Annotated in this window: 14 protein-coding genes; 11 read left to right on the top strand and 3 right to left on the bottom strand. The window is 72.5% G+C overall.

Annotated elements, in window-relative coordinates; genetic code table 11:
- The 7 genes from EKO23_RS23550 to EKO23_RS23520 form a co-directional block, all read left to right on the top strand.
- Positions 1-1,416, top strand: a 1,416-nt coding sequence (locus EKO23_RS23550) for an MFS transporter (protein ID WP_134720929.1), incomplete at its 5' end; no start/stop codon positions are given.
- A 9-nt stretch (positions 1,417-1,425) separates the two neighbouring features.
- On the top strand, positions 1,426-2,271 hold the full coding sequence (locus EKO23_RS23545; protein ID WP_134720928.1) for a GNAT family N-acetyltransferase: 846 nt from the start codon (positions 1,426-1,428) through the stop codon (positions 2,269-2,271).
- An 85-nt stretch (positions 2,272-2,356) separates the two neighbouring features.
- Positions 2,357-3,703, top strand: coding sequence for an MFS transporter (locus EKO23_RS23540; RefSeq protein ID WP_134720927.1), 1,347 nt, complete (start codon positions 2,357-2,359; stop codon positions 3,701-3,703).
- The gene (locus tag EKO23_RS23535) at positions 3,700-5,313 is read left to right on the top strand and encodes an arylsulfatase (RefSeq protein ID WP_134720926.1); all 1,614 of its coding nucleotides are present in this window, start codon (positions 3,700-3,702) and stop codon (positions 5,311-5,313) included. The genes EKO23_RS23540 and EKO23_RS23535 overlap by 4 nt, the downstream gene beginning before the upstream one ends.
- Positions 5,314-5,349: 36 nt before the next feature.
- Positions 5,350-5,712, top strand: a complete 363-nt coding sequence (locus EKO23_RS23530; RefSeq protein ID WP_134720925.1) for a DoxX family protein — start codon at positions 5,350-5,352, stop codon at positions 5,710-5,712.
- Positions 5,713-5,756: 44 nt separating this feature from the next.
- Entirely contained in the window at positions 5,757-7,523 is a 1,767-nt protein-coding gene (locus EKO23_RS23525) for a proline--tRNA ligase (RefSeq protein WP_134720924.1), read from the top strand.
- A 2-nt stretch (positions 7,524-7,525) separates the two neighbouring features.
- Positions 7,526-8,248, top strand: a complete 723-nt coding sequence (locus EKO23_RS23520) for an HAD family hydrolase (RefSeq protein WP_134720923.1) — start codon at positions 7,526-7,528, stop codon at positions 8,246-8,248.
- A 191-nt stretch (positions 8,249-8,439) separates the two neighbouring features.
- Here EKO23_RS23520 and EKO23_RS23515 read toward each other — a convergent pair whose 3' ends face one another.
- A complete protein-coding gene (locus EKO23_RS23515; protein WP_134720922.1) occupies positions 8,440-8,886 on the bottom strand; it encodes a ferritin-like domain-containing protein in 447 nt (148 codons plus the stop codon).
- A complete protein-coding gene (locus EKO23_RS23510; RefSeq protein WP_134720921.1) occupies positions 8,883-9,419 on the bottom strand; it encodes a hypothetical protein in 537 nt (178 codons plus the stop codon). The genes EKO23_RS23515 and EKO23_RS23510 overlap by 4 nt, the downstream gene beginning before the upstream one ends.
- 83 nt (positions 9,420-9,502) lie before the next feature.
- On the opposite strand from EKO23_RS23510, the gene rimP reads away from it, so the two are divergent.
- Entirely contained in the window at positions 9,503-9,988 is a 486-nt protein-coding gene (gene rimP / locus EKO23_RS23505; protein ID WP_134720920.1) for a ribosome maturation factor RimP, read from the top strand.
- Positions 9,988-10,953: a transcription termination factor NusA gene (nusA, locus tag EKO23_RS23500; protein ID WP_134720919.1), complete on the top strand. Its 966-nt coding sequence runs from the start codon at positions 9,988-9,990 to the stop codon at positions 10,951-10,953. The genes rimP and nusA overlap by 1 nt, the downstream gene beginning before the upstream one ends.
- Here nusA and EKO23_RS23495 read toward each other — a convergent pair.
- Complete coding sequence (locus tag EKO23_RS23495; RefSeq protein ID WP_134720918.1) at positions 10,950-11,780, bottom strand: glycoside hydrolase family 16 protein; 831 nt, start codon at positions 11,778-11,780, stop codon at positions 10,950-10,952. The genes nusA and EKO23_RS23495 overlap by 4 nt on opposite strands.
- Positions 11,781-11,844: 64 nt before the next feature.
- On the opposite strand from EKO23_RS23495, the gene EKO23_RS26565 reads away from it, so the two are divergent.
- Together EKO23_RS26565 and EKO23_RS23485 are read left to right on the top strand one after the other, a co-directional pair.
- Positions 11,845-12,159 (top strand): YlxR family protein, encoded by a 315-nt coding sequence (locus EKO23_RS26565; RefSeq protein WP_134720917.1) that lies wholly within the window; start codon positions 11,845-11,847, stop codon positions 12,157-12,159.
- Positions 12,160-12,299: 140 nt separating this feature from the next.
- The coding region (locus EKO23_RS23485) for a translation initiation factor IF-2 N-terminal domain-containing protein (protein ID WP_175582737.1) at positions 12,300-13,069 on the top strand (770 nt) is incomplete at its 3' end.

Raw genomic sequence — 13,069 nt, 5'->3', positions numbered from 1 at the left:
CTTGACCGTCCTTGCGGTGCGGGTGGTTTCGAGACGGGCTCGTTCCTCGCCCTCCTCAACAACCGGAGTCGGCTGGGTGGTTTCGAGACGGGCTCGTTCCTCGCCCTCCTCAACCAGCGATGCGGGGCCGCGCCGTACGATCACGCGGTGAGCACGACGGGGGAGCGGCGGGAGACCGCGCCGGGCGGGTTGTTGCGTGACCCGGAGTTCCTGCGCTACCTGGTCGGCCGGATGCTGAGCGGCGCCGGCAACGTGGCCACGCTGCTCGCGCTCCCGGTGCTCGTCTACCGGGCCAGCGACAGCGCCTCGCTGACCGCGCTGGTGGCCGCGTGCGAGGCCGCGCCGTACCTCGTGTTCGGGCTGTTCGCCGGTGCGCTCACCGACCGGTGGAACCGCAAGAAGGTGATGATCGCCGCGGACCTCGCCTCGACCGCGCTGCTGCTGACGATCCCGCTGGCGCACGTGTTCGCGGAGGTCCGCGTCCCGCACGTGCTGGCGGTGGCGTTCCTCGGCCCGACCATCGGCGTGTTCTTCGACGGTGCGGTCTTCGGCGCGGTCCCGATGCTGGTCGGCCGGGACCGGATCGCCGCCGCGAACTCCTACGTCTGGAGCCTGCAGAGCGTCATCGAGATCGTGGTCCCGTCGCTGGTCGGGGTACTGCTCGCGTTCGTGCACCCGGCCTGGCTGCTGGGCTTCGACGCCGCCACGTTCGCGCTCTCGGCGATGCTGCTGGCCGGCATCCACCGCCCGATGTACGACGCGACCCGGGCCCGCGCCGCGCTCACCGTCCGCCAGGTCTTCCGCGACATCGGCGAGGGCATCGACTACCTGGTCCACCACCCCGGGGTGCGCACGATGACGATCATCGGGTTCCTGCAGTGCGTGGGTGGCGGCGGCTTCATGGCGCTGTACGTCGTGTGGGTGGACCGGGTGCTCGGGCTCGGGACCGAGGGCTGGCGGTTCGGCGCGGTGTACGCCGCGTGGGCGGTGGGCTCGCTGGCGGCGTCGCTGGCGCTGCCCCGCCTGGTGCGGTTCGTCAGCCCGGCCCGGATCGCGCTGGTCGCGCTGCCGGTCAACGCGGCCCTGTGGTTCGCGGTGCTGCTGCAGGAGACCTGGTGGGTGGCCGGGCTGCTGATGATCGGATGGTCGGTGGCCTACACGATGGTCGCGATCAACTCGATCACCTACCGCCAGCAGGTGACCCCCGAGCACCTCCTCGGGCGCGTGAACACGGCCGGCCGGATGCTCTCGTGGGGGATGGGCTGGACCGGCGGTGCCTTCCTCGCGGGCCTCGCCGTGCACGGGCTCGGGCTGCGGCCCGCGCTGGTCGCGTTCGGGTGCGCGTCCCTGGTCGCGGTGGCGGTGGCATGGACCTCGCCGCTGCGGACCGCGAACGGGGACCCGGGCACGGGCTAGAGTCCGAGCGTGCTGACCACCCGGGAGGGCGTGCACGTGCTCTCCACCTCCGACCTCACCGAGTTCCTCGCCCTGGCCGAGGCCGACCCGGTGGTCAACGTGTTCGTCGACTACCGCGCCCGCACCACCCGGCTGGACCGGCGCTGGCTCGGCGGCGAGGTGTGGGGCCGGTTCGTCGACGGGCGGATGGTCTCGGCCTGCCACGTCGGCGCGAACCTGGTGCCCGTCCAGGCTGGGCCGGACGACATCGCGGCGTTCGCCGACCGGGCCAGCGGACCCCGGCGCGGGGTCGCGTCGATCGTCGGCCCGCAGCCGGCGGTCGAGGGCCTCTGGCGGTGCCTGGTCGACTCCTGGGGAGCGCCGCGCGAGCTGCGCCTCGGGCAGCCGCACCTGCAGATCGACGGGCCGCCGGCGGTGCCGCCCGACCCGGCCGTCCGGCGTACGACGATGGCGGAGTTCGACGTCGTCTACCCGGCCTGCGTCGACTTCTACACCGAGGAGCTCGGCATCTCGCCGGAGTACGGCGGGGGCGGCAGCTTCTACCGCGCACGGGTCCAGCAGCTGATCTCGAAGGGCTGGCAGTTCGCCCGGATCGAGGACGGACGGGTGCTGTTCAAGGCCGAGGTCGGCTGCGTCTCGCCGTACGCCGCGCAGATCCAGGGTGTCTACGTCGACCCGGACCGCCGTGGGGAGGGCCTCGGCGCCGCCGGCATGGCCGCCGTGGTCGACGCCGTGCGCCGCGAGATCGCCCCGGTCGCCTCGCTGTACGTCAACGAGTTCAACCTCTCCGCGCGGCGTGCCTACGAGAAGGCCGGCTTCCGGGAGACCGCGCGGTTCTCGACCGTCATGTTCTGACGCGTCCCGGACGCGGTGCTGGACATCCCGACTCTGAATGATCTAATACGAGCGACTTACTGTTGTTCTAATCTCGGGAGTGCACATGAGCAAGGCGGTCGTGGTCGACGGTCGAGAGGTCCCCATCCGGAGGGTCGCCGCGGCGTCCCTGATCGGGTCGGTGGTCGAGTGGTACGACTTCTTCCTCTACGGGACGATGGCCGGCCTGGTCTTCGCCACGGAGTTCTTCCCCAGCAAGGACCCGGTCACCGGTGAGCTGCTGGCGTTCGCGACGTTCGCGGCCGGCTTCATCACCCGGCCCCTCGGCGGCGTGATCTTCGGCCACCTCGGCGACCGCCTCGGACGCAAGCCGATGCTGGTCGTGACGATGATGATCATGGGCCTGGCGACGTTCGCGATGGGCCTGCTGCCGACCTACGCCTCGATCGGCATCGCCGCCCCGATCCTGCTGGTGACGCTCCGCATGCTCCAGGGCATCGGGCTCGGCGGCGAGTGGGGCGGCGCCGTGCTCCTCTGCGTCGAGCACGCGCCAGAGGGCCGACGCGGCTGGTTCAGCAGCTGGCCGCAGCTCGGCGTGCCGATCGGCCTGCTGCTCTCGACCGCCTCGGTCCGCTTCCTGGACTCGCTCGGCAACGACGCGCTGGTCGAGTGGGCCTGGCGGCTGCCGTTCCTGTTCAGCATCGTGCTGGTCGCGATCGGCCTGTTCATCCGGCTTCGGATCACCGAGCCCGAGGCGTTCCGCGAGGTGGTCGTCAACGACGACCGCGCGAAGCTGCCGGCGTTCGAGGCGCTGGTGAAGCACCCGAAGGCCACCCTGCTCGGCATGGGCGCCCGGATCTCCGAGAGCGTGACCTTCAACGTCTACAACGCCTTCCTCGTCGCGTACGTCGCGACCCTGGCGCTGGCGCCCACGGTGATCCTCGACGCGCTGCTGGTGGCCGCGGTGGTCGGGTTCTTCGTGATCCTCGGCTCCGCCCGGCTCTCCGACCGGGTCGGCCGCCGCCCGGTCTTCGCGGCCGGCGCAACCCTCGCGTTCGTGAGCGCGTTCCCGGTCTTCTGGCTGGTCGACACCGCCGAGCCCTGGCTTGTCACCGTCGCCGTGGTGGTCGGCTGGGGCCTGGCCGCGTGCACGATGTTCGGCCCCGAGGGCGCGCTGTTCGCCGAGCTCTTCCCGACCCGTGTCCGCTACAGCGGCATGTCGACGGTCTACCAGCTCGGCGTGCTGCCCTCCGGCGCCGTGGCCCCGGCCATCTGCACCTGGCTGGTCGCCCAGGCGTCCGGGGAGTCCTGGCCGGCCGCGGTCTACGTGATGGCGATGGCGGCGGTCAGCCTGGTCGCGCTCGCCTTCCTCCCGGAGACCCACCGCCGCGACCTGCGGGCCCCCGAACCGGTCGCCGAGGCGGTCCGCCGCGAGGAGCTGGTCGCGCGATGACCGTCCCCTCGGACCGTCCCGACGTCGTCCTCGTGCTGGCCGACGACATGGGGTTCAGCGACGTCGGCTGCTACGGGGGCGAGATCGCCACCCCGAACATCGACCGGCTGGCCCGCGAGGGGGTGCGGTTCACGCAGTTCTACAACACGGCGCGGTGCAGCCCGTCCCGGGCCAGCCTGCTCACCGGGCTGCACCCGCACCAGGTCGGCGTCGGCATCCTGAACTTCGACGACAGCCCCGACGGCTACCCGGGCGACCTGTCCCCGGAGTCGGTGACCATCGCCGAGGCGCTGGGCGCGGCCGGCTACGCGACGTACCTGTCGGGCAAGTGGCACCTCTCCAGCCAGATGGACCGGCCCAGCCCGAGCTGGCCGACCCGGCGCGGCTTCGACCGGTTCTTCGGCACCCTCGAGGGAGCCGGCAGCTTCTACCAGCCGCGCACCCTCACCCGCGACGAGGAGAACGTCGAGGAGGAAGGGGAACGGCCCGACTTCTTCTACACCGACGCGATCTCCGACGCGGCCGTCGACTTCGTGGCCGGGCACCACCGGGACCGCCCTCACGACCCGCTCTTCCTCTACCTCGCCTACACCGCGCCGCACTGGCCCCTGCACGCGCACGAGGAGGACATCGCGAAGTACGACGGCGTGTACGACGCCGGCTGGTACCTGCTCCGCGAGGAGCGGCTGGCGCGGCTGGTCCAGGAGGGCGTCCTGGAGCCCGGCACCGCGATGGCCGAGCGCGACCCGCGGGTCCCCGGCTGGGAGGGTCGGACGGGGAAGGACTGGGAGGCCCGGCGCATGCAGACCTACGCCGCCCAGGTCGACCGCATGGACCAGGGCATCGGCCGGGTCCTCACCGCGCTCGAGGAGACCGGACGTCTCGACAACACCATCGTCGTCTTCCTCTCCGACAACGGCGGCTGCGCCGAGGAGATGCCGCCGGAGTCGGTCGAGGAGTTCGTGACCGCGTTCGTGCCGATCAAGGGGGAGACCCGCGAGGGCGACCGGGTCGTGCCCGGCAACGTCCCGGGCCTCGACCCCGGCCCGGAGGCGACCTACCAGAGCTACGGACGCAGCTGGGCACACCTGTCCAACACGCCGTTCCGGGAGTACAAGCACTGGGTGCACGAGGGCGGGATCGCGACGCCGCTGGTGGTGCGGTGGCCGGACGGCCTGCGCGACGCGCCGGAGCTCGTGCGGACGCCGTACCAGCTCGTCGACGTGCTGCCGACCCTGCTCGACGCGACGGGCGCCGCGTGGCCGCCCGAGCGCGACGGGCACCGGGTCCCGCCCGCCGAGGGGGTGAGCATGCTGCCCGCGCTGCGAGGTCAGGAGACCCAGCCGCGCGAGCTGTTCTGGGAGCACGAGGGCAATGCCGCGATCCGGTCCGGGCGGTGGAAGCTGGTGCGCAAGCACGACGGGGACTGGGAGCTCTACGACATCGAGCGGGACCGGGCCGAGCAGCACGACCTCTCCGGCCGGCACCCGGACGTGGTCGCCGACCTGGCCGCGAGGTACGACGCCTGGGCCGCCCGCTGCGGGGTCATCCCCCGACAGCAGGTGCTCGACCTGTACGCCGCGCGAGGGCACGGCCTGCCGCCGGAGTGAGGGCGGGCGCCCGCGGGGGTGCCCTAGGGTCGGGACGTGGACATCCCCAAGGACACGCTCGGCCTGGTCACCGCCTTCACGGTCAGCGGCATCACCCACCTGGTGAAGCCGGAGGTGTTCGAGCCGCTGATGCCCGAGACGCTGCCGAAGCACCGGGAGATCATCCTGGCCAGCGGCGTCGCCGAGCTGGCGTGCGCGGCCGGGATCCTGCACCCGCGGACCCGCAGGGCCGCCGGCTGGGCGAGCGCCGCGCTGCTGGTGCTGGTCTTCCCGGGCAACGTGAAGCAGGCCGCGGACGCGCAGAAGACCCGCAACACGACGTACCAGCGCGCCACGCTCGCGCGGCTGCCGGTCCAGCTCCCGCTGATCCGCGCGGCCCTCAAGGTCGCCCGCGGCTGAAACCGCTTCGTGCCCGGGGGCACCCCACAAGTAGCCTTCTCCGCATGATCCTGCGCATGTCCCAGCTGTTCGTCCGCACCCTCCGCGACGACCCCGCCGACGCCGAGGTGCCGAGCCACCGGCTGCTGGTCCGCGCCGGCTACATCCGCCGTGCCGCCCCGGGCATCTACACCTGGCTGCCACTGGGCCTGCGGGTGCTGCGCAACGTGGAGCGGATCATCCGCGAGGAGATGAACGCGATCGGCGCCCAGGAGCTGTCGTTCCCGGCGCTGCTCCCGCGCGAGCCCTACGAGGCGAGCAACCGCTGGACGACGTACGGCGACGGCATCTTCCGGCTCCACGACCGCAAGGGCGGCGACTACCTCCTCGGGCCCACCCACGAAGAGATGTTCACGCTCGCGGTGAAGGACATGTACTCCTCCTACAAGGACCTCCCGGTCTGGCTCTACCAGATCCAGACCAAGTACCGCGACGAGGCGCGTCCCCGCGCCGGCGTGCTCCGCGGCCGCGAGTTCATCATGAAGGACTCCTACTCCTTCGACACCACCGACGAGGGCCTCGACCGCTCGTACGCCGCGCACCGCGAGGCCTACATCCGCACCTTCGACCGCCTCGGCTTCGACTACGCGATCGTCAAGGCGACCAGCGGGGCGATGGGCGGCTCGAAGTCCGAGGAGTTCCTGGCCAAGGCCGACGTCGGCGAGGACACCTACGTCCGCTGCACGCATTGCGACTACGCCGCCAACGTCGAGGCGGTGACCGTGCGGGCTCCCGCGCCCGTGCCGTACGACAACGCCCCCGCGGCCCACGCCGAGGACACCCCCGACACCCCGACCATCGAGACCCTGGTCGACCACCTCAACGAGACGTTCCCGCGCGAGGACCGGCCCTGGGAGGCCGGCGACACGCTGAAGAACGTCCTGGTCGTCCTCAAGCACCCCGACGGCACCCGCGAGCCGCTCGCGATCGGCCTTCCCGGTGACCGCGAGGTGGACCAGAAGCGCCTCGAGGGCCAGCTCGAGCCGATCGAGGTCGAGCCGATGGACGACGTCGAGATGAAGAAGCACGAGGCCCTGGTCAAGGGCTACATCGGCCCGGCCGCGCTCGGCGAGGAGTCGGCCTCGGGGATCCGCTACGTGGTGGACCCCCGGGTCTCCGAGGGCACGCGCTGGGTGACCGGCGCCAACGTCCACGGCAGCCACGTGATCGACCTGGTCGTCGGCCGCGACTTCACCGCGGACGGCACCATCGAGGCCGCGGACGTGAGGGACGGCGACCCCTGCCCGAACTGCGACGAAGGCGTCCTGGAGACGGCGCGCGGCATCGAGATGGGCCACATCTTCCAGCTCGGCCGCTGGTTCGCCGAGGCGCTGGACCTCCGGGTGCTCGACGAGAACGGCAAGCTGGTCACGGTGACCATGGGCTCCTACGGCATCGGCGTCACCCGTGCCGTGGCCGCGATCGCCGAGGGCAACAACGACGAGCTCGGCCTGTGCTGGCCGCGCGAGATCGCGCCCGCCGACGTGCACGTGGTGGCCACCGGCAAGGACGAGGCGGTCTTCGAGGCCGCGGCGGCCCTGTCGGACGAGCTGACCGCGGCGGGCCTGGACGTGATCTACGACGACCGGCCCAAGGTCAGCCCCGGCGTGAAGTTCAAGGACGCCGAGCTGATCGGCGTACCCACGATCGTCACCGTCGGCCGCGGCCTCGCCGACGGCAACGTCGAGGTCAAGGACCGTCGCAGCGGCGAGCGGCAGGAGGTCCCGGTGGGCGAGGCGGCCGCGACCCTGACCGGGATCGTCCGCGGCTGATCGTGGGAACACGCGCACGGGGTGGCGTCGAGGCGGTCATCTTCGACTGGGGCGGCACGCTCACCCGCTGGCACGACGTCGACTTCCACGCGGAGTCGCTGGCGCTCGCGCAGGCGGTGGCGAACGCCTCGGACGACGACCACCCGGTCAACGCCGCGCGGCTGCACGCCGCCGGTGACGCGATCTGGGGGAGGAGCCGCGACCAGCAGCGGAGCGCGACGGTCGCAGACCTCTTCACCGAGGCGGGGCTCGAGCACGACCCGGACCTGCTCGACGCCTACTACCAGTTCTGGCTGCCGCACACCGCGACCGACCCGGACGTCGGCCCGCTGTGGGAGGCGCTGCGCGCGGACGGTGTCCGGGTCGGCGTGCTGTCGAACACGATCTGGCCGCGGGACTGGCACGTCGGCTACTTCCGCCGCGACGGCGTCGACCACCTGATCGACGGCGACGTCTACACCTCCGAGATCCCGTGGACCAAGCCGAGCGTGCACGCGTTCCGGGCCGCGATGGCAGCGGTCGGGGTCACCGACCCCGCGCGCTGCGTGTACGTCGGGGACCGCCTGTTCGACGACGTGTACGGCGCGCACTCGGCCGGGCTGCGCGCGATCCACGTCCCGCACAGCACCATCCCGGCGGGTCAGGTCGGTCACACCGAGGGCACGCCCGACGCGGTGGTGCACCGGCTGTCCCAGGTGCACGACGTGGTCCGCGCCTGGTCCTGATCGGGTGCTCCGACCGACCAACTTTTGCAGGTTTGTGCAACGCGAGAACCTGCAGCGGAATCCACTAGGGATTGCAGGTCCATGTAAGGAATGATCTTTCCCAGCGGGGCTCGGGCCCGCCGACCGGGTGGCCCCCGCCTGCTGCTGACCAGGCGGGGGAACCCTCGGACCCGTGATGGCCGGGTCCGGATTCAGCGGTCCGCCAGCTCGCCGGCTCCGGGGAAGATCTCGGGGCTCCCCCGGAGCCCGAGCTGGCGGACCGCTGTCTCGGTCAACGCACCGGTCGCGATCCGCCGCCGGTTCCCGGTCGTCCGTGCCACCACGTCGGCGTAGATCGCCGCACACCGCTGTTCGGTCAGCAGGGCCGCCGCCTCGACCTGGCGGGGGTTCCCGACCCGGTTCGGCAGCTCGTAGGCCACCTCCGAGGCGACCGGGTCGGCGCCCAGGTCCCGGATGGTCCGCTCGAGCAGGTCGCGTCGCCCCCGGTGTGCCCCGTAGGCCGCGTCGACCTCCCGGAAGAGGGAAGGGGTCTTCGACCGTGACGACTGCCCCCCGAGCACGCCGTACACCCAGACGGCCGCGTGCTCCCCGGCCAGCGCCTCCTGCAGCGCGGCCACCTCGGCGACGGTGTCCGTCATGCGGTGCCACCCTTCTGGAGCGCGGCCAGCACGACCCGGCGCTGCGCGACCGCGGCGGCCATCGAGGCAAGGGCGCGGGCGAACGGCCCGCTGGCCGCGGACCCGGCCGCGGTGGTCAGGGTCTCCTGCAGGGCGCGCTCCTCGGTCAGTACCAGGGCCAGCGCCGGGGCCGGTTTCGCGGGGACCGCCGGCAGCGACGGCTCACCCGTCGACTCGCCGGTCTCGGCGAGCAGGTCGGCGTGCGCCTCGTGCATCGCGGCCACCTCGTCGAGAGCCGCCGAGAGGCCCGGGTGTCCGCTGGACACGGCGGTCACCAGGGCGGCAGCCCGTTCGGTCGCGGCGAGCGCCTCGCCGGCGAGCTGGACGTCGTCGTCGGGCGCCGCGCCGGTCGTCGCGGTCGGAGCCGGTGCCGGCTGGTCGTCGCCCTCGTCCTCAGGCCCCCAGCGGCAGCCGGCGAGCGCCAGCAGCGGCGCAGCGGCGAGCGTCGTACGACGTCGCACCGGGTGCGCGAGCAGGGTCGGGGGGAGCGGCACGCGGGGAACTCTAACGCCCGGTCGGAGCGGCTCCGCACAGCCGCTAAGGTTGTCGCGACAACAGCACAAGGAGGTCGGAACCCGTGAGCAGCGCCAAGTCGGACGCCACCAGGGATCGCATCGAGAACGAGCTCCTCGGCCCCTTGTCCGCGCTCGGCCTCGACGTCGAGGCGGTGGAGCTGACGCCCGCAGGCAAGCGCCGCGTCCTGCGCATCGCGGTCGACAAGGACGGCGGGGTCACCCTGGACGACGTCGCCGAGGCCACCCGGGAGATCTCCTCGGTGCTCGACGCCTCCGACGCGATGGGGGAGCACCCCTACACGCTCGAGGTCACCTCGCGTGGCGTGGACCGCCCGCTGACCCTGCCCCGGCACTGGCGGCGCAACGAGTCGCGCCTGGTGAAGGTGGCGCTGGCCGAGGGCGGCGAGGTCCAGGGCCGGATCGGCCGCAGCACGGACGAGTCGGTGGTCCTCGACGTCGACGGCACCGAGCGCGAGCTCGCCTACGCCGACATCGCCAAGGCCCGCGTCCAGATCGAGTTCAACCGACCCGCGTCGAAGGAGGCGTGATGGACATCGACCTCAGCATTCTCCGCATGCTCGAGCAGGAGAAGGAGATCAAGTTCAGCGTCCTGGTGGAGGCCATCGAGCAGGCCCTCCTGACGGCGTACCACAAGACGCCGGGCGCCCAGGCCGACGCGCGCGTCGAGCTCGACCAGAAGACCGGGCACGTGACGGTCTACGCAGCGGAGCTCGACGACGAGGGCACCAAGGTCGGGGAGTATGACGACACCCCCGAGGGCTTCGGCCGGATCGCGGCCACCACCGCGAAGCAGATCATGCTGCAGCGGCTGCGGGACGCCGAGGACGACATCAAGTTCGGCGAGTTCTCCGGCAAGGAGGGGGACATCGTCTCCGGTGTCATCCAGCAGGGCCGTAACCCCGACGACGTCCTCGTCGACCTCGGCAAGCTCGAGGCGATCCTGCCGCTCGGCGAGCGGGTCCCGGGCGAGAACTACGCCCACGGCGAGCGGATCAAGTGCATGGTGGTCTCCGTGCGCAAGGGCATGCGTGGCCCGCAGGTCACGCTCTCGCGGACCCACCCGAACCTCGTGAAGAAGCTGTTCGCCCTCGAGGTCCCCGAGATCGCCGACGGCACCGTGGAGATCGCGGCCATCGCCCGCGAGGCCGGCCACCGGACCAAGATCGCGGTCCGCTCCCGGGTTCCCGGCGTCAACGCGAAGGGCTCCTGCATCGGTCCCATGGGTCAGCGGGTCCGCAACGTGATGTCGGAGCTGCACGGCGAGAAGATCGACATCGTCGACTGGTCCGACGACCCGGCCAGGCTGGTCGCGAACGCGCTGTCCCCGGCGCAGGTCACCTCGGTGGAGGTGGTCTCGGCCGAGGCCCGGTCCGCCCGGGTCGTGGTGCCGGACTTCCAGCTGTCGCTGGCGATCGGCAAGGAGGGCCAGAACGCCCGCCTCGCCGCCCGGCTGACCGGGTGGCGGATCGACATCCGCTCGGACGAGGCCTAGCCGGTCGCGCCGGGCGACGCCGGCGTCCAGGAGACGTGGTCGACGGTCAGCGACGGCACCAGGTGGTCGTCGTCGCCGACCGACCACTCCGGGAAGTCGAAGACCGCCAGCATCAGCTGCAGCGGGTACGTCGGCGGGTGCGGGCAGCGACGCGCCTCGGGGCCGTCCACCGTGAACACCGCCTCGGCGCGGTCCCACGTGACGGCGTAGGTGTGCCAGTCGCTGACGTCGACCGGCAGCCGCGGTGCCGCGAAGTCCTCGACCAGGTCGGGGTCGCGGAAGGCGTGCAGACCGCAGCCGATCTCGGCCGTGCCGTCGCGGACCGACCGGCCGAACACCTCGACCACACAGATCTCGCCACACCGTTCCGGCCGGTCCTCGAAGCCGACCATCCACAGCGAGGCCATCGAGCGGGGCGACAGGTCCGCCCGGCACCGGACCTCGACCCGGCCGCCGTCGACGAGCAGGCCCTCGAACCGGGGCTGCTCCTCGCGCACGGTCAGTCCGTCGCGGAACGGCTGCTGGCCGATCGTGCTGCCGACCGGGCCGGAGAAGCTGCCGGTCTGCAGGCCGCTCACCCGCAGCGGTGGCTCGTGGTCGCCCGCGCACCAGTGGGGGTGGTCCACGGGAATGTCGAGGACCAGCGCTCCGTTGGAGAGGTGGTACGCCGCCGCGGCCTCCGCGCGCGACGACCAGGCCGGAAGGTAGTGCGGCAGCCAGACCGTCGCGTCGAGCGCGGCCCCGGCGAAGCCGTCGTACCACCGGGCCGTCGGTCGCCCGGTCGGTCGGTCCGCCCGCGGGCCGGCGGTGGGGTCCGCTGAGGGCATGTGCTCACGCTAGCGGCCCTCCCGGTTCGGAATCCGGTGGCGGGACCCGGTAGACTGCACTGCAGTGGTTCGCACACCCGACACAGACGCCTGCCCTGACCCCACCGCACCCGCGGGACCGGTCAGGACCTGCATCGGTTGCCGGGAGCGGGCCGCGAAGAGCGAGTTGCTGCGGGTCGTGGCCGGCTCGGATGCGCACGGCGCCGCCGTCGTCCCCGATCCCACCGCCACGATGCCCGGCCGCGGGGCGCACCTGCACCCCACGGCCGCCTGCTACGACCTCGCGGTGCGCAGACGGGCCTTCGCCCGAGCCCTCCGGCTCGAGCGGGGACTCCCCAGCACACCGGTGGGGGACTACCTGGGCATCTCGCCGACATGACAGTGATTCACCGACAGGAACTGGAGCAGCAGCTCATGAGCACTCGATGAGTACCTCCCGATGAGCATGCACAACCACTAGCGGTCCGAATCACCCCCTCCCCGTCCGGGGAGACCGGGGCTCGGGCCAGAAGGAGAAGCGTGGCCAAGCCCCGAGTACATGAGCTCGCCAAGGAGTTCGGCGTCGAGAGCAAGTTCGTTCTCGAGAAGCTGAAGGAGATGGGCGAGTTCGTCAAGTCTGCCTCGTCGACCGTGGAGCCCCCGGTCGCAATGAGGTTCAAGAAGGAGTACGGCGAGCAGCTCAAGGCAGCTGCCGACGCCGCTCCTCCCGCGCCGGAGAAGAAGGCGCCTGCCAAGGCTGTCCCGGCCCCGAAGGCCGCGGAGCCCCAGGTCGACGCCGAGCCTGCGGAGAAGCCGGCCCCCAAGCCGGCCGAGAAGACGGCTGAGAAGACGGCGGAGAAGCCGGCCGAGCAGCCGGCGGCCCCGGCCGAGGCGCCCGCCGCGGCTGCTCCGGCCGCCCCGGCCGCCCCGGCCGCCCGCCCCGGCCCCAAGCCCGGTCCCAAGCCGGGCCCGAAGCCGCCCGCGCAGCCGGAGGCCCCGGCCGCCAAGGCGACCCCGGCCTCGCCGACGCCCAAGGCGCCGGCGCCGCGCCCGGTGGGCCGTCCCGGAGCTCCGCGCCCGGGCAACAACCCGTTCTCGTCCAGCCAGGGCATGGGCCGCCGGCCCGCGCCCGGCGGCGAGCGCCCCGGTGGCGCCGGCGGTGCCGGAGGCGACCAGCGTCCGCCCCGTCCGCCGGCCGGTGGCGGTGCGCCGGGTCGTCCCGGCATGCCGCGCCCGAACCCGGCGATGATGCCGAAGTCCCCGGCCGCGTTCGGCTCCGGTCCCGGCGGGCCCGGCGGCCGCGCCGGTGG

Origin of the sequence: Nocardioides guangzhouensis, from assembly GCF_004519545.1 — a bacterium.
GTDB lineage: Bacteria > Actinomycetota > Actinomycetes > Propionibacteriales > Nocardioidaceae > Nocardioides > Nocardioides guangzhouensis.
Note: the sequence above shows the minus strand (reverse complement) of the source record. Positions and strands in the feature narration are given on the sequence as shown.

Excerpts from the sequence above, each read along its gene's own strand:
- EKO23_RS23540 (WP_134720927.1), top strand. The coding sequence starts at position 2,357 with ATGAGCAAGGCGGTCGTGGTCGACGGTCGAGAGGTCCCCATCCGGAGG.
- nusA (WP_134720919.1), top strand. The coding sequence starts at position 9,988 with ATGGACATCGACCTCAGCATTCTCCGCATGCTCGAGCAGGAGAAGGAG.
- EKO23_RS23515 (WP_134720922.1), bottom strand. The coding sequence starts at position 8,886 with ATGACGGACACCGTCGCCGAGGTGGCCGCGCTGCAGGAGGCGCTGGCC.
- EKO23_RS23525 (WP_134720924.1), top strand. The coding sequence starts at position 5,757 with ATGATCCTGCGCATGTCCCAGCTGTTCGTCCGCACCCTCCGCGACGAC.
- EKO23_RS23495 (WP_134720918.1), bottom strand. The coding sequence starts at position 11,780 with ATGCCCTCAGCGGACCCCACCGCCGGCCCGCGGGCGGACCGACCGACC.
- EKO23_RS23535 (WP_134720926.1), top strand. The coding sequence starts at position 3,700 with ATGACCGTCCCCTCGGACCGTCCCGACGTCGTCCTCGTGCTGGCCGAC.